This window comes from Haemophilus paraphrohaemolyticus (assembly GCF_002015045.1).
GTDB classification, from domain to species: Bacteria; Pseudomonadota; Gammaproteobacteria; order Enterobacterales; family Pasteurellaceae; genus Haemophilus_A; species Haemophilus_A paraphrohaemolyticus.
The window spans coordinates 54,328-74,688 of sequence record NZ_MUXX01000001.1; the positions used below are offsets into that span (position 1 = coordinate 54,328).

Annotated in this window: 21 protein-coding genes and 3 tRNA genes; 6 read left to right on the forward strand and 18 right to left on the reverse strand. The window is 41.2% G+C overall.

Going from position 1 to position 20,361, the window contains the following annotated elements:
* Positions 1–62: 62 nt before the first annotated feature.
* Both B0184_RS00280 and B0184_RS00285 read left to right on the forward strand, forming a co-directional pair.
* Positions 63–560 (forward strand): SprT family zinc-dependent metalloprotease, encoded by a 498-nt coding sequence (locus tag B0184_RS00280; protein ID WP_039851450.1) that lies wholly within the window; start codon positions 63–65, stop codon positions 558–560.
* 116 nt (positions 561–676) lie between these two features.
* Entirely contained in the window at positions 677–1,957 is a 1,281-nt protein-coding gene (locus tag B0184_RS00285; RefSeq protein WP_005709026.1) for an NAD(P)/FAD-dependent oxidoreductase, read from the forward strand.
* A 54-nt stretch (positions 1,958–2,011) separates the two neighbouring features.
* Here the strand turns inward: B0184_RS00285 and tyrS are convergent, their stop codons facing one another.
* Positions 2,012–3,202, reverse strand: coding sequence for a tyrosine--tRNA ligase (gene tyrS, locus B0184_RS00290; RefSeq protein ID WP_005709006.1), 1,191 nt, complete (start codon positions 3,200–3,202; stop codon positions 2,012–2,014).
* 358 nt (positions 3,203–3,560) lie between these two features.
* On the opposite strand from tyrS, the gene cpdA reads away from it, so the two are divergent.
* Positions 3,561–4,400, forward strand: coding sequence for a 3',5'-cyclic-AMP phosphodiesterase (cpdA, locus tag B0184_RS00295; protein WP_005709011.1), 840 nt, complete (start codon positions 3,561–3,563; stop codon positions 4,398–4,400).
* A gap of 14 nt (positions 4,401–4,414) precedes the next feature.
* Here cpdA and nudF read toward each other — a convergent pair whose 3' ends face one another.
* From nudF to B0184_RS00310, 3 genes are read right to left on the reverse strand one after another with little or no spacing between them, the layout of a single operon-like run.
* A complete protein-coding gene (gene nudF / locus B0184_RS00300; RefSeq protein ID WP_005709040.1) occupies positions 4,415–5,035 on the reverse strand; it encodes an ADP-ribose diphosphatase in 621 nt (206 codons plus the stop codon).
* The gene (locus tag B0184_RS00305; RefSeq protein ID WP_005709027.1) at positions 5,028–5,759 is read right to left on the reverse strand and encodes a 4'-phosphopantetheinyl transferase family protein; all 732 of its coding nucleotides are present in this window, start codon (positions 5,757–5,759) and stop codon (positions 5,028–5,030) included. Before B0184_RS00305 ends, nudF begins: the two co-directional genes overlap by 8 nt.
* 4 nt (positions 5,760–5,763) lie before the next feature.
* A complete protein-coding gene (locus B0184_RS00310; protein WP_005709001.1) occupies positions 5,764–6,192 on the reverse strand; it encodes an EamA family transporter in 429 nt (142 codons plus the stop codon).
* Between the two features lie 186 nt (positions 6,193–6,378).
* On the opposite strand from B0184_RS00310, the gene nhaA reads away from it, so the two are divergent.
* Positions 6,379–7,563, forward strand: coding sequence for a Na+/H+ antiporter NhaA (gene nhaA, locus B0184_RS00315; RefSeq protein ID WP_005709018.1), 1,185 nt, complete (start codon positions 6,379–6,381; stop codon positions 7,561–7,563).
* Positions 7,564–7,748: 185 nt separating this feature from the next.
* Entirely contained in the window at positions 7,749–9,299 is a 1,551-nt protein-coding gene (locus B0184_RS00320) for a phosphoethanolamine transferase (RefSeq protein ID WP_039851458.1), read from the forward strand.
* Positions 9,300–9,486: 187 nt separating this feature from the next.
* Here the strand turns inward: B0184_RS00320 and mltF are convergent, their stop codons facing one another.
* From mltF to B0184_RS00355, 7 genes are all read right to left on the reverse strand, one after another.
* Complete coding sequence (gene mltF, locus B0184_RS00325; RefSeq protein ID WP_232609933.1) at positions 9,487–10,878, reverse strand: membrane-bound lytic murein transglycosylase MltF; 1,392 nt, start codon at positions 10,876–10,878, stop codon at positions 9,487–9,489.
* A gap of 72 nt (positions 10,879–10,950) precedes the next feature.
* Positions 10,951–12,249, reverse strand: a complete 1,299-nt coding sequence (locus tag B0184_RS00330; protein WP_005708993.1) for an NAD(P)/FAD-dependent oxidoreductase — start codon at positions 12,247–12,249, stop codon at positions 10,951–10,953.
* Between the two features lie 114 nt (positions 12,250–12,363).
* Positions 12,364–12,440, reverse strand: a tRNA-Arg gene (locus tag B0184_RS00335).
* Positions 12,441–12,508: 68 nt separating this feature from the next.
* Positions 12,509–12,585: transfer RNA gene (locus tag B0184_RS00340), tRNA-Arg, on the reverse strand.
* A gap of 13 nt (positions 12,586–12,598) precedes the next feature.
* Positions 12,599–12,693, reverse strand: a tRNA-Ser gene (locus tag B0184_RS00345).
* A gap of 206 nt (positions 12,694–12,899) precedes the next feature.
* The gene (locus B0184_RS00350) at positions 12,900–13,325 is read right to left on the reverse strand and encodes a YidB family protein (RefSeq protein WP_005709042.1); all 426 of its coding nucleotides are present in this window, start codon (positions 13,323–13,325) and stop codon (positions 12,900–12,902) included.
* A 109-nt stretch (positions 13,326–13,434) separates the two neighbouring features.
* Positions 13,435–13,674: a helix-turn-helix domain-containing protein gene (locus B0184_RS00355; protein WP_005709037.1), complete on the reverse strand. Its 240-nt coding sequence runs from the start codon at positions 13,672–13,674 to the stop codon at positions 13,435–13,437.
* Positions 13,675–13,790: 116 nt separating this feature from the next.
* On the opposite strand from B0184_RS00355, the gene B0184_RS00360 reads away from it, so the two are divergent.
* On the forward strand, positions 13,791–14,306 hold the full coding sequence (locus tag B0184_RS00360) for a hypothetical protein (protein WP_005709000.1): 516 nt from the start codon (positions 13,791–13,793) through the stop codon (positions 14,304–14,306).
* A gap of 114 nt (positions 14,307–14,420) precedes the next feature.
* Here the strand turns inward: B0184_RS00360 and B0184_RS00365 are convergent, their stop codons facing one another.
* From B0184_RS00365 to hda, 7 genes are all read right to left on the reverse strand, one after another.
* The gene (locus B0184_RS00365) at positions 14,421–16,361 is read right to left on the reverse strand and encodes a heme lyase CcmF/NrfE family subunit (RefSeq protein WP_005708992.1); all 1,941 of its coding nucleotides are present in this window, start codon (positions 16,359–16,361) and stop codon (positions 14,421–14,423) included.
* The gene (gene ccmE, locus B0184_RS00370; protein ID WP_005709025.1) at positions 16,358–16,903 is read right to left on the reverse strand and encodes a cytochrome c maturation protein CcmE; all 546 of its coding nucleotides are present in this window, start codon (positions 16,901–16,903) and stop codon (positions 16,358–16,360) included. The genes B0184_RS00365 and ccmE overlap by 4 nt, the downstream gene beginning before the upstream one ends.
* Positions 16,904–16,964: 61 nt before the next feature.
* Positions 16,965–17,159 carry a heme exporter protein CcmD gene (gene ccmD, locus B0184_RS00375; protein ID WP_005708999.1) on the reverse strand — a complete coding sequence of 65 codons (195 nt, stop codon included), beginning with the start codon at positions 17,157–17,159 and terminating at the stop codon, positions 16,965–16,967.
* A gap of 11 nt (positions 17,160–17,170) precedes the next feature.
* Positions 17,171–17,911 carry a heme ABC transporter permease gene (locus B0184_RS00380; protein ID WP_005708997.1) on the reverse strand — a complete coding sequence of 247 codons (741 nt, stop codon included), beginning with the start codon at positions 17,909–17,911 and terminating at the stop codon, positions 17,171–17,173.
* A 47-nt stretch (positions 17,912–17,958) separates the two neighbouring features.
* The gene (ccmB, locus tag B0184_RS00385) at positions 17,959–18,621 is read right to left on the reverse strand and encodes a heme exporter protein CcmB (RefSeq protein WP_005709035.1); all 663 of its coding nucleotides are present in this window, start codon (positions 18,619–18,621) and stop codon (positions 17,959–17,961) included.
* Positions 18,618–19,250: a cytochrome c biogenesis heme-transporting ATPase CcmA gene (ccmA, locus tag B0184_RS00390; protein ID WP_005709032.1), complete on the reverse strand. Its 633-nt coding sequence runs from the start codon at positions 19,248–19,250 to the stop codon at positions 18,618–18,620. The genes ccmB and ccmA overlap by 4 nt, the downstream gene beginning before the upstream one ends.
* Positions 19,251–19,365: 115 nt before the next feature.
* Positions 19,366–20,082: a DnaA regulatory inactivator Hda gene (gene hda, locus B0184_RS00395; RefSeq protein WP_039851459.1), complete on the reverse strand. Its 717-nt coding sequence runs from the start codon at positions 20,080–20,082 to the stop codon at positions 19,366–19,368.
* Positions 20,083–20,361: the final 279 nt, after the last annotated feature.

A 20,361-nucleotide genomic window follows, 5' to 3' on the forward strand; every position in this document is an offset into this window, starting at 1 on the left:
TCTTTAGCAAAGAGGGGGAGGGGCGATTTGGCAGAATAAAATCCAACCAGATAAATAATTTTATGCCAGACCTAAGAATCCTCAAACTCCAAGCCCTGCGCCAACTAAAACAAAGCCTAGAAAAGGCAAACAAATTCTTTAACAAAGAATTTACAATGCCCGTGATGAATTTTGAACTCCGCGGGCAAAAAGCGGGCGTGGCATATTTACAGCAAAATGAAATTCGCCTAAATCCTGTTTTACTTGTAGAAAACGGCACAGCATTTATCCAACAAGTTGTGCCGCATGAACTTGCTCATTTACTCGTTTATCAACAATTTGGGCATGTGCAACCGCACGGCAAAGAGTGGAAAATGATGATGGAACAAGTGCTTGGCGTGCCTGCAGAAATCTACCATCAATTCAGCACCGCAAGCGTGGCAAAACAGTTCCCGTATGAATGTGGCTGCCAAACGCATCTACTTTCTGTTCGTCGCCACAATACGATTCAACGTAATCAACGTAGCTACATCTGCCGCAAATGTAAGCAATCTTTACGCCTGAAAAATCACACAGAATAGCTACAAGCGGTCGTTTTTCGTTAAAAAAACGTTAAAATGGCTAGACATTCCGTTCAAAGTCCTTACAATTCACGCCAGTTTATTTTTTTAATTTCTAAAATATTTCGGAGTATAAAATGGAAAAAATCATGATTGTCGGCGGTGGTGCCGGAGGTTTAGAACTGGCAACCTATTTAGGTAATAAATTAGGCAAAAAAAAGAAAGCAGAGGTGCTTTTGATCGACCGCAACGCAACCCACCTTTGGAAACCGTTATTACACGAAGTTGCAACAGGTTCTTTAGATGATGGTACAGACGCAGTGAGCTACCGTGCTCATGCGACTAACCACCATTTCCACTTCCAACAAGGCACGCTTACAGGTGTAAATCGTGAGCAAAAAGAGATCCTGCTTGAGCCGTTACTCGATGAAAATGGCGAAGTATTAGTAAAAGAACGCCATATTGCTTACGATAAACTTATCCTTGCAATTGGTAGTAAATCAAACGATTTCGGCACTAAAGGGGTAGCAGAACACTGTATTTTCTTAGACAGCTCTGAGCAAGCAAAGCACTTCCAAAAACGTATGCTTGAGCTATTCTTACGCTTTTCACATAGCGAAGATAAAGACGTAAAAATTGCTATCGTGGGGGGCGGTGCAACAGGTATCGAACTTTCAGCTGAACTTTACAATGCTGTTTCACACTTAAATGAATACGGCTTCGGTAAATTAAACCGCGCAAGCTTAAAAGTAGCACTTGTAGAAGCAGGTCCTCGCTTAATTCCTGCATTAACTGAAAAAGTGTCTAGTTCAGCCCTTTCAGAGTTACGCAAAGCAGGCGTAGATGTGCATTTGAACACAATGATCACAGAGGCAGTAGAAGATGGTTTAATTACTAAAGATGGTGAAAAAATTGAAGCCGATTTAATGGTATGGGCAGCAGGCGTGAAAGCACCAGATTTCATCAAAGAGTTTGATTTTGAAACTAACCGCTTAAACCAAATCGAAATCACTGATTTAATGCAAACCACGGTAGATAAAGATGTGTTCGTAATTGGCGACTGTGCTGCATTGATTCAAAACGGTAAACCAATTCCGCCACGTGCACAAGCTGCACACCAAATGGCAACTCAATGTGGTAAAAACATCGTAGCATTGTTAGATGGCAAAGAGATGAAACCGTTTAAATTCAATGACAAAGGCTCATTGCTTTCATTCTCACATTTCGGCACGGTGGGTAACTTGATGGGTAACTTAATGAAAGGCGATATGTTTATTGAAGGTAAAATTGCACGACTTGCATACCTTTCACTTTACCGTATGCACCAAGTTGCATTACACGGCTGGTTTAAAACAGGCTTGATTTTATTAGTAGGACAAATCAACCGCTTCTTGCGCCCTTCAATGAAATTACACTAATGTCATAATAAATTATATAAAATAGGCGAGATTAACTCTCGCCTTTTTTCTTTCTTATTTCACCGTCACACGGGCAAATTTACGTTTACCCACCTGGTAAACAAAAGTGCCTTTTTGTGCGTTTTGGCGAACATCATCCACTTTCTCGCCATCAATTTTTACGCCACCTTGTTGAGCAGAGCGGATGGCTTCAGAGGTTGATGGTACTAAGCCCGCTTCTTTTAATAAGGTTGCTAAACCAATTTCGCCTTCAAAGGTAAATTCAGGCATTTCATCTGGCATCGCTCCTTTTTGGAAGCGGTTAATAAATTCCTGTTCTGCAGCGTTTGCCGCATCTTCGTTGTGGAAACGTGCAATGATTTCTTTCGCAAGTAAAATCTTCACATCACGCGGGTTTTTGCCTGCTTCGACTTCGGCTTTTAACTGCGCAATTTCTGTAAGCGGTCGGAAAGAGAGTAAATTATACCAATCCCACATTAATTCGTCAGAAATTGACATGATTTTGCCAAACATCTCGCTTGGAGCTTCGGTTACGCCGATATAGTTGCCAAGTGATTTCGACATTTTTTTCTCGCCGTCTAAACCCACTAAAAGCGGTAAAGTCATTGCCACCTGTGGTTTTTGCCCTGCAGATTTCTGTAATTCACGACCGATCAACAAGTTGAAAGTTTGGTCTGTACCGCCGAGTTCCACATCGGCTTCTAATGCTACCGAGTCGTGACCTTGCAATAATGGGTAAATGAACTCGTGGATCGCGATAGATTGTTGGTTTGCAAAGCGTTTTTTGAAGTCATCACGCTCAAGCATACGAGCCACTGTGTAGTTTGACGCTAAACGAATCATACCCACCGTTCCGAGTTCACCCAACCATTCTGAGTTAAATACGATACGCGTTTTTTGCGGATCTAAAATTTTGAAAATCTGCTCTTTATAGGTTTCTGCGTTGCGTAATACATCTTCACGAGAAAGTGGTGGACGAGTGGCATTTTTGCCTGATGGATCGCCCACCGTTGCGGTAAAGTCACCAATTAAGAAAATCACTTCGTGTCCAAAATTTTGGAATTGACGTAGTTTATTTAACACCACCGTGTGACCTAAATGAATATCGGGTGCTGTTGGGTCTGCACCTAGTTTTACACGTAATGGACGGTTTTCTTTAAGTTTTTCGATTAAATCGGCTTCGGAGTAAATATCTTCTACACCACGCTTAAGCTCGGCAAGAATCGTTTCGATTGATTGGCTCATAATGTTCCTTAAAATAGGCTGAAAAATGGTTCTATTATAACGGCTTTGAAAAAAAAATGAAAAAAAACGCCGTATTTTGTGGGGGAATACGGCGCAAAGAGTTGGAGTGATTACCTATTATTATTTAGAATTTTTATAAATAATAATGATTATCACCAAAGAGGTCAAGTGATTTCTAAATAAAAATAATTCTCAATTGATTGATAGGGTAAAAAACGAACAAACTTTTACTTTCGAAGGCAGTTCACATTGCAAAATGAAAAAAAAAATCCAACATACTTCTCATTTTTGAAAATTGGTTGCTGATCTTCGTTGCATAAATCAGTAAAGTATCGCCATCAATTTAGGGAATTATAAAATGAATACTTTTTATCCACTTGAGCCAAAGACATCGGTTATAAAATTACTCCAAATAACCGACCCACATCTTTTCTCAGATACGACAAAAGATCTACTCGGCGTGAATACTTACGCAAGTTTTCAAGCTGTATTAGATGAAATCCAAGCGGAAATGCAAACACAATCGGGTAATTTTGATGCAATTTTAGCAACGGGCGATTTAATCCAAGATCATGAATTTGAAGGCTATTTGCATTTTGCCGAGATGATTCAACCGCTTGCAAAGCCCCTATTTTGGTTGGAAGGCAATCACGACCAACAACCACAAATGAGCTTGCAGTTGGGCAAATTCGATTATATTCGCCCTGAAAAACAGATTTTTGCGGGCGAGCATTGGCAGATTTTGATGCTCAATAGTCAAGTGACTTCTGCTCCAAATGGTTTTTTATCTAAAGGGCAATTGGCGTGGCTTAATCAAAAGTTGAGCGAAAATCCTGAACGCTTTACGCTGGTGGTTTTACATCACAATATTTTATTTACCAATTCAGCGTGGCTGGATCAACACAGTCTTAAAAATCGCGATGCATTGGCAGAAATTTTGGCACTTTACCCAAACGTAAAAGCGATTTTACACGGGCATATTCATCAAGAAGTAGATGCAATTTGGAACGGTATCCGCATTCTTTCCACGCCTTCCACTTGTATTCAATTTAAGCCAAATTGCGATGATTTTACCCTAGATAACCTTCCACAAGGCTGGCGAGAGCTTTCCTTGTTTGAGGATGGACGCATTGAAACGGAAGTCAAGCGGTTAAAAACGCAAGCATTTTTGCCAAATTTTGATTCGCAAGGTTATTAACCGCTTTAGGATTTTTATTGATATCTCTTATAATTCAGTTCTAACCACTGCAAGCCAATAACTGCAATCACGTTATCGATTTTTCCCTCAACAATCCATTGGTAGGCTTGGGTTCTAGGAACTACGTGTACTAAAATATCTTCGTTTTCTTCTTCCAAACCGTGGATTGAACCGTTGCCGACTTGGGTACTGTCGATTAAACCAAGGAAAAGATGCAAACGTTCGAATTGTCCACCTGGGCTGTCCCAAACGCTTAAGGCGTGTTCGACCTCTTTGACTTCAATCCCCGCTTCTTCAAAGGCTTCTCGTTTGGCAACTTCGGCTGGATTCTCTTCGCCTTTATCCACCATTCCTGCCACTAATTCAAGCAACCACGGGGTTTGGTCTAAATGTTTTTGATATGCACCAATGCGAACTTGCTCAACCAACACCACATTATCCAATTTTGGATCGTAAGCAATCAGTGCTGCGGCTTCGCCTTTAACAAGTAATTCACGTACCACTTCGCCGCTGAATTTGCCTGAAAAAAGTTTATGGCGGAAATGGATTCTCTTCAACTCAAAATGTCCTTTATAGACAGTCTCTTCCTTAATAATTTCGAGGTCTTTTTGACCAAATTGTAAGATATTACTCATACGATATTCCTTCATTGACTGAATAAACAAGCGGTTGAAATGTGCAGTTTTTTTGTAAACCGCCATTTTTCCATTCCCATAAATCTAGCTGGTATTTGTTGCAAAATCCAAAGAAATAGGCAAGAAAAAACGGGAATTGATGATAAAAATGCAAAACACCTTGCGGGCAATGCTGGCTTTTAATCGTTTTCTCATTAGGGCGGTGGATCACTTCCGATAGCTTAATAATCCCCACGCCTTGCGATTTTAGTACTGCTTCTCGCAAACACCAGCTTAAATAAAAGCGTTCGGCTAAATTCGTCAAAATCTGCGGTTTTTCAAGCAACTGTTCTGCTTCAACAGCATCGGCATAGTGGCGGATAAGCGGTTCAAAACGGCGAGTTTTTTGCGGATGTTCTAAATCAATACCAACTACTGGGCTTCGCTCTCCATTTGTCGCTTTCGCAAAAATAATGGCGACATAATCGCCCGAATGTGTGATGTTAAAATCAATTTCTTGCTGTGCGAAATAAGGGCGACCATTTTTTGCTCTCTGAATTTGCTCGGCTAAATTCGGATTAAAACCGTGCTTTTTGAGCAATGTTTTCAGCAGGAATTTTGCCATTCGTCGGCTTTTCCAACGCTTTAGCTGGCGTTCGGTTAAATGTTCAGGTGGTGAAAATGGCTCGGTAATAGATTCATCATTGTGAGCGAATACTACATCAATATTGCAAATCTTGCCCATAATTCTACCGCTTGAAAGCAAGTGTTAAAACGCCTGCAACTACTAAGCCGATGCCTAGCCACTCTTGTTGGCTTGGGCGTTCGCCTAAAAACAGAAAAGCAAAAACAGCAACCAGTGCAAGGCTCAATTTATCGATCGGGGCAACTTGTGAGGCGTTGCCCATTTGCAAGGCTTTAAAATAAGCCAACCACGATGCTCCCGTTGCTAAGCCTGAGAGGATTAAAAATAGCCAGTTTTTACCGTTGAGCGAGCTAAGTGGCTGCCATTTGTTGGTGTAGGTTAAAAAAAGAATAAGAGCAAGAATGATAACGATGGTGCGAATAAAAGTTGCAAAATCGGAATTGATGCCTTGCAAACCTATTTTGGCAAAAATTGCGGTGAGTGAGGCAAAAACTGCCGAGGCGAGTGCCCAATAAAGCCAGTGATTTGACATAAATAAATTTCTTTTAATTTAATATTTTCGATAGACGATATTTTATCAAAATTATGGATAAAATAACTTTTCTTTTATGATAAAAAAATGTTATAAGATAATGAAATAAGCGTGCAAGCGGTCAATTTTACCGTTTGTGTTGCAGTTTTGTTTTCCGATGTTTTTTGCCAATATAAGGAGTGAATGATGATTAGGCAAATTAAGAATTTCCTTAAACTTGAATCTTCAGGCGGTATTCTGCTTTTTACTGCGGCTATTTTAGCGATTATTTGTGCCAACACGAGCGTACAATCTGTCTATTTTGATTTTTTGCAAACCCAAGTGGTGTTGAAGGTTGGGGCTTTTGCGATTGATAAACCACTTTTAATGTGGATTAATGATGGCTTTATGGCGGTCTTTTTTGTACTTGTAGGGCTTGAAGTCAAACGAGAAATGTTTGAAGGCTCGCTTTCAAGCGTGCGTAAAGCTTCTCTTCCTGCTTTTGCTGCATTTGGTGGAATGATTGTGCCTGCGTTGATTTACTATTTTATCAATCATCATGATCCTGAACTTATTCGTGGTTGGGCTATCCCAATGGCGACGGATATTGCTTTTGCATTAGGTATTGTCGCATTACTCAGTAAACAAGTACCATTACCACTAAAAATGTTCTTGCTTGCGTTAGCCATTATTGATGATATTGGTGCTATTGTGGTAATTGCTATTTTCTTCTCACACGAAATGAGTATGCCTGCGTTAATTGTGGCGAGTCTTGCGATTATTACGTTATTCACGATGAACCGGTATAAAGTAGTGAGTATGATTCACTACTTAATCGTCGGCTCAATTTTATGGGCATCTGTGCTGAAATCAGGCGTACATGCGACATTAGCTGGTGTGATCATTGGTTTTGCAATCCCTCTACGAGGTAAAAATGGTGAAACACCTCTTTACCACTTAGAACATATTTTAGCCCCTTGGTGTTCATTTGTGATTCTACCGCTCTTCGCATTTGCCAATGCAGGCGTTTCATTTGATGGTATGAGCTTAGAAAAATTGACTTCGCCTGTGCCATTAGGTATCGCATTTGGTTTGTTCATTGGTAAACCAGTTGGTGTATTCTTATTCAGCTATGTTGCAGTGTTGCTTCGCCTTGCAGGTTTACCACAAGGGGTCAATTTCAAACAGATTTTTGCGATTGCGGTGCTTTGCGGTATTGGCTTCACGATGTCTGTTTTTATCGCAGGTTTAGCTTTCGGTGCGAATAATAATGATGGCAGCAATATGCTCCCATTAGCTCAATTAGGTATCTTAATTGGAACGAATTTATCAGCAGTTGTGGGCTATATTCTATTGAAAGCTACTACAAATAAGAATAAAGTAACGGCTTAATGATTGCCCTCGCTCCTTGTGGGAGAGGGATAATTTCGATGTGTTCAGCATTGAAATTTGGGAGAGCGTAAGCGGTCATTTTTGACCGCTTTTTTGCTCCTCTTTGACAAAATTGCTCAATGCAATTTTCCCTGTCTCTCTCCCAAGAGGAGAGAGAGTAAATGTTTTTCTTATCTATTCGTATTATGAAACTCGCTAATCTTTCTAAACCTACAGCACTGATATTAATTCTTGCAATTACCCTACTCGGCAGCTATTTCCTACTCATCGGCTCAGGAATGTTCCCCGAACCTGATTTCGGGCAAATTCTGCTGACCAGCGTACTGATTATTTTTCTCAGCTCTAGCAAAAAAGCCTTCTATTTTCTACTGCTTCCGTTGGTAATCATTCACGCAATTTATACGCCAACAGGCTTAAATTTTGGGGCACCAAGTTACCAATATATCGCCTCAATTTTTGCGACCGATTTGCTTGAAACCAAAGAGTTCTTACAGCAAATGCCCATCAGTAGCTATCTCATCGCACTTGCGATTCCGCTGCTTATATGGTTGCAATACAAAATCCGTGTGAATGCAGGCATTCAATTTCAACGTAACCGTACCCTTGTGGCACTTTCTAGCTTGCTCTTTGCCTATTATTCACCTATTGCAGATCCACTTAAACAAGCGGTTGATTCTGCGGTGAAAATTACCAAAGAGATGTATACGCTTAAAGAGATGGCGAAAGCGAACAATTGGGGCAGCTCAACGCTTGAAAATTCGAAATATGATGATTACGTGATTGTGCTGGGCGAAAGTGCACGCAAAGATTACCATCACGCCTATGGCTACCCTGTGGAAAACACCCCTTTTATGTCGAGCACGAACGGTACGTTGATTGACGGGATGACCTCCGCGGGTACAAACACCATCGCTTCATTGCGTTTAATGCTTACGTTGCCAAACAAAGAAAGTTGGGAGCCACACTATGATTTGAGCTTGCTTGACCTCGTAAAATCCGCAGGCGTGAAAACCTATTGGATTTCCAATCAAGGCTTTTTAGGCGAATATGATACGCCAATTTCCTCGCTTGCCTCCAAAGCGGATGAAACCATTTTCCTCAAAAATGGCGGTAGCTTTAACTCTACCAATTACAGCGACTTTGACCTCTTGCCGAAATTCGCTCAAGTGTTAGAAGCCCCTGTACAAGGCAAACGCTTTATTGTGTTGCATCTTTACGGCTCACACCCATTAGCTTGCGACCGTGTGGAAGATTACCCGAAAATCTTTAAAGAAGGCGAAATCAAATCACAGTATGACTATTTGAATTGCTACATTTCATCCATCAAGAAAACCGATGATTTCTTAAAACGTACCTATGAAGAATTGAAGGCAAATGAACAAAAAACGCAGCGTTCATTCTCAATGATTTATTTTTCCGACCACGGTTTATGTCACCAAACTAACGAAAAAGATGGAGCAATTTTGTTCAACCAAAACTGCCACAGCCAGTTACACCATAATATTCCGCTATTTAAAATTTCGTCCGACGATACTGAACGCCACGAATATAAGGTGTTCAAATCAGGCTTAAACTTTTTAGAAGGCATCGCTCACTGGGTGGGGATTCAAAATCCAAAACTTGGCAAGGAAGATCTGTTTTCAAACCAAGCAGATAAAGACGACTATGGTTTGCAAAAACAGATTAAAGAGAAATATCGTAAAGATGCAGATCCTGCACTGGATGTGAGAAAATAATTTATATAAGATTACCCTCTAAAGCAAAATCTTTAGAGGGTAATTTATTTCAAAATCTTATCATCCTTCAGCCATCAACGTAAACGCGATTTCTCGGCGTTCTTTAATTAGGCGTTTACGTTTCCAAATATGCATAATTCGACGATTCTTATTCGTTGTTAATGTTCGCTTCTGCTTCAATCTTCCTTTACGTTTCATTTTGTTTCTCCTGATTTAAATTTTCTTCAGTTTGTTTATCTAATTCTTTTTGTTCTTGTTGAAGTTTTTGCTCTTCAATACGTAAATGATTTACGAGACTACTGTGATATTTACGGATATTTTCAACATAACTAAATGCCTCGAAGCCTCGTGCATAACCATATTTTAAATTGGCGTAATGACGTTTTTCAGCAAGAAGCGGTAGATTTTTCTTTACGTCTAACCAATTATCAGGGTCACCACCAAGCTGTTTAGTTAAACGACGCACATCCAATAAATGCCCCAATCCCATATTATAAGCCGCTAAGCCATACCAAATACGATCTTCTGCGGGCACGGTTTCGGGAATTTGGCGAATGAGCATATTCAGATATTCTGCCCCTCCGCGAATACTCTGCTCTGCATTAGTACGATCGATAACTCGCATTCGATCTGCAGTATCGCGAGTGAGCATCATCATCCCACGTACTCCTGTTGAAGAGGTTGCATTCGGATCCCATCGAGATTCTTGGTAAGCAATGGCTGCCAACATCGACCACTCTAGCTCGCCTTTGTGCTTCTCAAATAAAGCACGATATTTTGGCAACACATTTTTGACCGCATTAAGGTAAATGGCGGCATCAGAATAATCAAAGCGATTCAAATGGTTAAAATATTTTTCTTCAATCCGTGCAATCAGGCCCGTTTCGTTGGCGTTATCCATAAAATCCAGCACAGACGCCTGCAATTCGCTAAATGAGCTCTTGCCAAAATACCATACCACTGGCATTTCATCGGTTAAATCAAAACCAACCGCAAGATTAGGGTTAATATATTGTGCGGAAGAAATATCCACCGATGGTGCGATGGTGTAAGGAATTTTTCCCTCAGCTACTTGTAAAAGAAGCTCTTCTTGAGTGAATTTATCCGTCGTTTGCCATTTTACAAGCGGTTGATTTTCTTTTAATTGTGTCAAAATAGGGAGCACTGGTGAACCAACAGGTACAAGGATTTCCGCTTGTAACTCATTTAATTTATACGGGCGCTGCGTACCTTTTTTATACGCGACTTGCCAAGAAGCAGAGTAATAGCTTGTGCCAATTTGAAACTGTTCGCCACGTTCAGGCTGATAAAGCAAGCCCGCTGCCGCCATATCAATACTGTTCTCTTTTAAGGCTTGGAAAAGCTGTTCACTGTTATCAAATAGCGTAATATTCAACTCCACCGCTAAATAATCAGCAAAAGCCTTGCTGAGCTCATACTCAATCCCAGCTTTTCCTTCTGCATTGACAAAATAAGAGAGCGGATGATTTATCATCCCTACTCTCAATTTTTTCGTATGCTGAATTTGCGTATAGCGGTTTTCTTCGGCCTGCATCAATTTTTGCCACGGGTAAACCATATCCCACGACCATAAAAAGAGAGCAATAGCTGCCGTTAAGAGAAGAAATAGACCTTTCAAAAATACCTCTTATCAACGATATTTATCTAAAAAACGGTAGCAAGGAATACCCACCTTCAATGCCATTTTCTTAATCCATTTTCCGCCATAAAAATGCGGTACTTTTAATCCCTCAAAAATTGCAAGGCGTTCATCATTACCACAAATCGCTTCGCTAATAATTCGTCCTGCTAAACCTGTTAATGCAACTCCATGCCCTGAGAAACCTTGTGCAAAATAAACATTCGGTTTTGCTCGCCCGAAATGGGGGGAGGAATTCATCGTCATATCAATCGGGCCTGCCCAGCCGTAATCAATTTTAGCATCTTCTAACTGAGGAAACACAGCCAACATTTCTGAACGCATTTTAGCGATCATATCAACATTAGTGCTAGAATCTGAGCCGAAAAGCAGGCGATTATCTGCCGACAAGCGGTAATAATCGAGCAGTAAATTGTTATCGCACACCGACATTCCATTGTTAATCAGGCTATCCGCCATCGTTTGAGAAAGCGGTTCAGTCGCGATAATAAAACTTTCCACAGGCAAAATGGTATTTTCAATGCCAAAAGTGATTTTTTTAGAAAGCGCATCAATGTAAGCATTCACTGCCAACACCACATTTTCACAGCTCACGGTAAAGTTTTCGGCAAAAACGAGCGCTTGTGTATCACTTTTTACTTGAATTTCAGTGGCAGGCGAATGCTCATAAATTTCAATACCCGCTTCAACACAAGCTTTTGCCAAGCCTAAGCAATAATTAAGCGGGTGTAAATGCCCAGAATTGCTATCATATAAACCGCCCACGTAAATATCGCTACCCAAATGCTGCTTAAGTTGTGCTTTATCCCAAAGTTGCATATTGGTATAGCCACATTGCTCCTCGCTCGCTTTTTGCATTGCGATTAGGTCATCCATTCGACGATTATTGAGGGCTAATGTTGCGTAGCCTTTCTTCCAATCGCATTGAATGCCATACTTTTGCACTCGTTCGTCAATAATATCGATCGCTTCAAGAGACATATCCCATAATTTCCGTGCTTTCTCAAAGCCGATATGATCGATATATTCATCAATACCTTCTTCAAAGCCGTTAATTGCTTGCCCCCCCGAACGCCCAGATGCACCAAATCCCACACGAGCACCTTCTAAAACAATGACTTTTTTGCCCTTTTCAGCCAGTTCTAAAGCAGCAGAAAGCCCTAAAAAGCCTGCGCCAATCACGCAAACATCAGCAGATTGATTCGCAGAAATTTTCGAGAATTGAAGATCGAGATTACGGGAATCGTAATAATAAGAAGAACGATGTTCTTGATAAGCAAAATTTAGCATAAAAAAATAAGATTGATTAAATAAAAATAGGTGCGATCGTAATCACAAAAGCGATTGAAATCAACGAATATTTTATTTAAGAAATTTGAAGAAAAAAGAGATATAAATGAAAAATGGCGCACCCGAGAGGATTCGAACCTCTGACCGCTCGGTTCGTAGCCGAGTACTCTATCCAGCTGAGCTACGGGTGCGTATTGAATTGTTGTGAGAATTTATTTTATCAGCGACCATTTCAAACTGAATAGAGTAAAGTTTAAAATGGCGCACCCGAGAGGATTCGAACCTCTGACCGCTCGGTTCGTAGCCGAGTACTCTATCCAGCTGAGCTACGGGTGCGTGATAAAGTAAATGGCGGTGAGAGAGGGATTCGAACCCTCGATAGAGCTTTTGAACCCTATACTCCCTTAGCAGGGGAGCGCCTTCAGCCTGCTCGGCCATCTCACCACTCACTGTGTCTTTGTGCGGTGCATATTACTAGATTTAAAAAATATGTCAAACGCTTTTCTGAAAAAAATCTTGAATTTGTTTACACTTGCCTACTGATTAGGCGAAATGTTTATTTTTTGTAAAAATTAAAACAAAAGCGGTGAAATTCTGAGAAAGATTTGCAAATCTCTCTCAAAACTTTACCGCTTGCTTAAATTAAGTGATTAGCTAAATAATTTACCTAAAATCCCTTTTGCCGCTTGTGCCATCAAATCATTCACGTTTAGATTATTTAAATCAGGCAATTGACCGTTTGGCGTGAGCATATCCACCATTTTCGGTAAATATTCCGCAAGTAAATTGCTCGCATCGAGTTCAGATACCCCCACTTTCTCCGCTGCTTGGCTCATATTTTCCTGCCCTACAACCTCAACGACTTGATTAGCAGAAATTGGCTGATTTTCCTCATCAGTGCTAATCCACGATTTCAAAATACCTTCCAAACCGCTTTCTTGAAAACGCTTAATAATGCCTTCAATTCCACCTTGAGATTGTAACAACGCTTGAATTAACTGCATTGCAGTAGATTGACTATTCCCACTATTATTCAAAATAGATGACGCGACCGAGCCTAAAATATTACCTAACATAAAAATACTCCTAAAAGAAATGTCCTTTAAAACGAGGGCATTCTAACTGATTTCTTAGTATAAAACTGTCAATTTACAAAAAGTTGTGTAAATTTGACCACTTGTTGAACTACTTATTTTCTCCTCGATTTATCTCTTCCGTTTGCTGAATAAGTTCACTAGCTGAACATTGTAACCCATTTGCGAGTTTAAAGATTGTCGTTAAAGAAGGTTGTTGTTGCCCTAATTCTAATTTACTCACATAAATTCGCTGAAGATCAGCCTCAAATCCTAATTGTTCTTGCGAAAGTTTTCTTTCTTTTCTCAATTGGCGTATTACTTTACCAAAAGCAATCACGATATTTTCCAAAATAAACCTACATTGATAAAATTCCTATAATTGTATGAATTTCATCAATATGTTATATTTTAGTCTTCATATAGTAATATGAATTTATCAAACTTTAGGAAATTAAGGAGCATAAAATGAAGCAGCTTTCTTGTGCACTATTACTTTGTTTAGGATTAACAGGTTGCCAAGCGGTAACCGACACGCTATCTACGGTAAATAGCGCCCTTGGTTCTGTTAATTCTGAATTATCTGGGACAATGATTAGTGCTAATGCTCAAAACTCTGCCGATAACTCAGTGCAAAATGCAAAACCCAATAGCGGAGCGAAAGCATTGTATAACGAAGCAAAACCAGCTATTTCCAAATATGTAGCTGCCGTTGCCTGTAACAACGAAAACCTGCTTAAAATTTATGCAGATCCAGACAGTACCGCTCCAAGTGAAACCATTCTTCCTCAAATACATATGCGTCATCATAAATCAGGTTGCTTAAATGTATCGCGTATAGAAAAAATTGAAAAAAAAGCAGCTAATGCAATCCTATTCCAAGTTGTCTATGTCTCTCCTCAAAGTGAAGAAGTTGATAGAGTCAGACACTCAGCTATCAAACAACCAAATGGCGAATGGCTTTTCAATTACTTCGGCTATTAAATAAGCGGTGAAATTCCTCAGAAAATTTGCAAATCTTCCTAAAAATTTCACCGCTTGAGCCTATGGCTGACGCCATAGGTTACGTATAAATCAGCCCCTCTGGGGCTGTTTAATTTATTCCCTCACCCGAATTCGATAACGTTTATCGAGCATACAGAGCAAGCCGCCTAATGCCATAAATAAGCCACCAAGCCAGATCCAGCGGATAAACGGTTTATAGTAAAGGCGTAACCCCCACGAGCCGTCATCTAACTGCTCACCAAGTGCGGCATATAAATCACGGGTGAAGCCCCAATCAATAGCCGCTTCGGTCATCCCCATTTTACTGACGTTGTAAAACCGTTTTTCTGCGTGAAGCGTAGCTTCTAGTTTGCCGTTGCGGGTGATTTCAATATCTGCCGTACCGCCTTGGTAGTTCGCACCATCGGTAATTTTCAAACCTTTAAAGGTGAAGTTGTAATCCAAAATCTGCACGCTGTCGCCTTCACGCATTCGCACATCTTTTTCAATGCTGAAATTATGGCTCATCGCAATGCCAAATACAGTCATTGCCACACCTAAGTGGGCTAATACCATTCCCCAGTGAGAACGAGAAAGTTTGAATATGCCCGTCAAAAATGAATGACGATGTGTGGCACGGGTGTGCATTTCATACAGGCTAAGAATGACGATAATCGCCGACATCATCACGCCCATTACCGATGTAGCAGTAATGCGGTTGCCCACCAAATAAGGCAAGCCGAAGCCGAGTGCAATCATCATCACCAGCAAAATCATCACAGGCGTGCGGATTGCCGAGATTTGATCACGTCGCCATTTTACCAACGGCCCAATGCCTAAAATAAAGGCGAAAGGCACCATTAAAATCAGGAACATCTGGTTAAAAAACGGTGCACCGATAGAGACAGAGCCCAAGCCGATTTGCTTGTGAATGAGCGGTAAAATCGTGCCTAAAAAGACCACCGATAAAAACGCCATCAACATCACGTTGTTCAATAACAACAAGGTTTCACGTGAATAGCGTTGGTAGTTGTCCAAACTTTTGATTTTTGCCCCTTGGAACGCATAAAGCAGTAGCGAGCCGCCAATCACAAACACCAAATATGCCAAAATGTACAAGCCACGAGTTGGATCAGAAGCGAAGGCGTGAACCGATACCAGAATGCCCGAACGCACCAAGAATGTGCCAAGTAAACAGAGCGAGAAAGCCAGAATAGCAAGCAATACCGTCCACGCTTTGAAGGTACTGCGTTTTTCAGTTACCGCTAACGAATGAATCAGTGCCGTTCCCGCTAACCAAGGCATTAAAGAAGCGTTTTCCACAGGATCCCAGAACCACCAGCCGCCCCAGCCGAGTTCGTAATATGCCCACCAAGAGCCGAGCACAATACCGAGTGTCAGGAAAACCCACGCTGCCATTGTCCATGGTCGAGACCATCTTGCCCACGCGGTGTCGAGTTTGCCCGTCATCAATGAGGCTATCGCAAAGGCGAAAGCGACCGAAAATCCTACATATCCCATATAAAGCAGCGGTGGGTGGAAAATCAAGCCAACATCTTGCAACATCGGGTTAAGTTCACGACCATCGGCAGGGAAATCAGGGAAGGTACGGTTAAATGGGTTCGAGCTGAAAATAATGAACACCATAAAGCCAATGCTGATTAAGCCCATTACGCTCAACACGCGCGCCACGGCTTCCTCTGGCATTTTACGGGTAAAGGTCGCTACGCCTACCGCCCAGAGTGACAGTAACCAAATCCACAATAACAATGAGCCTTCGTGCGAACCCCATACTGCCGATAAACGATATTGCAGTGGCAAAGTGGAATTGGAGTTATTCACGACATATTGCACGCTAAAATCATTCACGGCGAATAAGTAGAATAACGAACCAAACGAAAGCGACAACGCCAAAAACATCGCCCAAGTGAGCGGACGACCCAACACCATTAGCTTCGCATTGCCTTTTTCAGCTCCAACAAGCGGTAGAATTGCCAAGAAAATTGACAACGCGAGTGCCAAGGCTAAGCCATAATTGCCGAGTTCCGCAATCATTTGCTTTCTCCTTGCAAGGTTTTCAGCGTGCGTTCAATTTCGGCTTTATCGTGTTCTGATTCACCTTTTAAATCCGCTTCTGAAATTCCCATCGCACCATGTTGTTGCTTCATTTTATCACCCAACTCAGGTGGCATATAGTTTTCATCGTGTTTCGCCAACACCTCTGTCGCACGCAAACGAGTTGGCTCAACCAATACACCTTGTGCCACAATGCCTTGCCCTTCACGGAACAAATCAGGCAAAATGCCTTCATATTCAATCGTAACTGCAGGACCGATGTCGTTCACATCAAATTCGACTTTAAGCGTTTTCGGATCGCGTTTTACCGTGCCTTCCATCACCATTCCGCCTACGCGGATACGTTGTCCTACTTCAGGTTTTTGGTTTGAATCATCATTTTTGCCTTGTACAATTTCAGAAGGCGTATAGAACAGGTCGATATTTTGGCTCAGTGCATACAGCGTTAAGCCAATCGCCACACCTATGCCCGCGAGCACCGATAACACAACTTTTAATCGAGATTTACGTCTTGGATTCATTTTTTACCCACACAAAAATTAAAATATGCAAAAAGAAACTATAAATTGACAGCTTGAAAGGCTATTTATTCGCTTGAGCCTCACGAGCTAACTCTTTCTTCACTTGATCCACAATCTGCTTTTGCTCACGCTTTGATTGCCAAATCAGCCAGCCCATTGTCACAAACGATATACCGTAAGAAAGCCACACATAGAAACCGTAGTTTCCCATTGCGAAGAAATCCGCAAGAGAGTCAAATTGAAATTGAAGTTGCATCATATTCTCCGTTACTTAAAGTTGCTTACTAAGGCTTTTACCCAAGGGCGTTTGCGTTCATCTTGTAATAATGCGATGCGATAACGCCAGATGCTGAACCAAGCGGTAAACAAAAGGCTACCGAAAATTGCCAGCAATAGCGGAATCAACATTTCGATTGCCATTGAAGGTTTATCTAATTTCGTAATCGTCGCTCCTTGGTGCAAGGTGTTCCACCACTCTACTGAGAAGTGAATGATGGGTAAGTTAATTACCCCCACCACAGCGAGCACACCCGCCGCTTTCGCACCTGTTTGTTTATCTTGGAAAGCCGAGTAGAGTGCCATTACACCGATATAGAGAAAGAAAAGCACAAGTGCGGAGGTTAAGCGAGCATCCCACACCCACCAAGTGCCCCACATTGGTTTCCCCCAGATTGCTCCTGTTACAAGCGAAATAAAGGCAAACACTAAGCCGATTGGTGCCATTGAAATCATTGCAAGGTTTGCTTGACGAATTTGCCACACTAATGCAATTAAGCCAGCCAATGCCATTGAACCATACACGCCCATCGACCAAATTGCAGCGGGCACGTGAATAAAGATGATACGATAGCTATCGCCCTGCTGGTAATCTTTTGGGGCGAAAGCTAAGCCTAAAACGAAGGCGATTGCCAGCAAGATCAGGCTTAAATAGCCAATCGCAGGCTGAATTTTCCCTAGCAAGCGATATTGCGTTTCAGGCTTAGCGTAGGGATGCAGAAATTTCCACATAGAAAAAGCTCCAAATTGGTAAAATGTCAATTAAATCATACCGCTTGCTATTGCAGACTGATGCGTAATGCCCCTGCAATCGCAAAAGGCGAAAAAGTTAAAGTAATGGCTAAAATCGCACCGATAATCGCAAGCTGACCGCTGTAGTTCATATTGATAGTTGCCGCTTCAAGCACTGCTGCTGCAAAAATCAACACAGGCAAAAAGAGCGGTAAAATCAGCAAGCTCAATAACGTACCGCCTTTTCGTAAACCAACGGTTAAAGCTACACCAATTGCCCCTAAACAGCTCAGGATTGGCGTGCCTAATAACAGAGTGAGCACCAACGCCCACCACACATGAGTTTCAAGCGAGAGCAAAATTGCCGCAATGGGTGAAAGCAAAATCAGTGGTAATCCTGTCAGCAGCCAATGTGCTATGACTTTGGCAAGTGCCACTTGCGGTAAGCCAACTGGCAACAACATCAATTGCTCTAATGAGCCATCTAAATAATCATCACGGAAAAGGCGTTCAAACGAAAGCAATGCCGATAATAATGCGGCAACCCACGCAATACCTGAGGCAATTTTTCCCAGAAGTTCAGGATTCGGCCCCATCAACAATGGGAAAAGCGTAATCACGATCAGAAAAAACCAGAGCGGATTCAGAATTTCAGCAGGCCGACGAAATGCGATAGTTAATTCTCGTTGAATAATGTTCAATAAAATCATAGTTTAAATTGATCCAAAGAAATCGCTTTTAAATGAGGATTTTCGACCGCTTGATGGCTAGTGAAAATCACCATTCCCCCATTTTGGCAATGTTGTTCAATATGAGAGATTAAATCGGCTACACCTTTTTTATCAATTGCCGTGAAAGGCTCATCTAAAATCCAAAGTTGCTGTTTGGTTAGCCATAATTTTGCCAATGCAACACGGCGTTGCTGCCCTGCAGAAAGATGCGAGCAAGGTAAATCTTCACGCCCAACTAGTGCAACTTTTTCAAGTGCATGCCAAAGTGCTTCATCACTTAATGCTAAACCCTGCACTTTTTGATAAAAACGCAAATTTTCCCACGGTGTCAATTCGGGTTTAATCCCTGCGTGATGCCCAAGGTAAAACAGCTCACTATAATATTCTTCACGGCATTTTTGGATTTTTTGACCATTCCAAAGCACTTCGCCTTCAGCAGGTAAAGCAAGCCCCGCTAAAATGCGGAGTAAACTCGTTTTACCGATACCATTATGCCCTTCAATCTGCACCCAATCGCCTTGATTGAGCGTAAAAGAACAACCTTCAAACAGACGATTTTCGCCACGTTCACAGGCAATATCATTAAGAGTTAGTACATTCGATTGCATAACACGGATAGGGTATTAAAAGATAGGCAAGTTTACCATAATCAGTCTGATTAACGCAAAAAACAACATACCCATTTAGAGTTATCTGTTTGTTTTAAAACAAATTTTTGTAAATTTATAAGTGCAGCACTTCTTTAACGAAAGGCATAGTGAGTTTTCGTTGTGCTTGTAGCGAGGCTCGGTCAAGCAGATCCAACTCTTTAAGCAAGACTGAAAGATCATTACCAAGCCGTTTTAAAAGGAAATTTGCCACTTCATCCGAAAGCTCCATACCTTTTTGATAAGCATTATTTTGCAGAACAACGCGTTTTTGCTCGTCACTCAAATCAGCAAGCTGATAAACCTCCCCCCAAATCAGACGGGAATGTAAATCAGGTAAGCTAATTTTCAATTCGTGAGGCGGGCAGTTCGCACTAATCAACAACAAGGTTTTGTGTTCGCTACCAAATAAGCCTTGTTGCTCACGGATTTGATTGAAAAGATCGAAAATGGCGAGTTCCCACTCTTCATTGCCTGTGATTATTTGGAAATCATCTAAACATACTACATCCATTTGAGAGGCATTTTCCAGTACTTGCGGTGAAAAGTAGCGAGATTTATCCAGCGGAATATAACTTGCCGATTGTTGATTAAAGAGATATTGATTGGTAACAGCTTTTAAGAGATGACTTTTCCCACAGCCCTGATTCCCCCAGATGTAGAAAAACGGTTGTTGGACATCAACAAAATTTTGGCGTAGGGAATCCAACAACACAGGGTTGTTTTCTGAATAGAAATTTTCAAATGTTTCATCATCATTTTGATGAATAGGGAGTGATAGTTGTTGGTTAATGGTCTGATTGCCTTTTTGCTGGGATATTGTGCTAAGGATAGCGGAAAAGGGAGGATTTGGGAAGAGAAAGAAACCTTTCATTATATTGATATTCGAGGTCAAGATATTACTTTTTGGTGCCCTTCATGGAATATATAGATAAAAAAGCGATAATATTTTAAGGATTTTTTTATAATGTGTAGTGAGTTTCAATAATAAAGCAAAAACCCCGTACCTTACGATACGGGGTTATTTTGCTTTCGCTTTAAATTCAATCTGGCAATGCCCTACTCTCACATG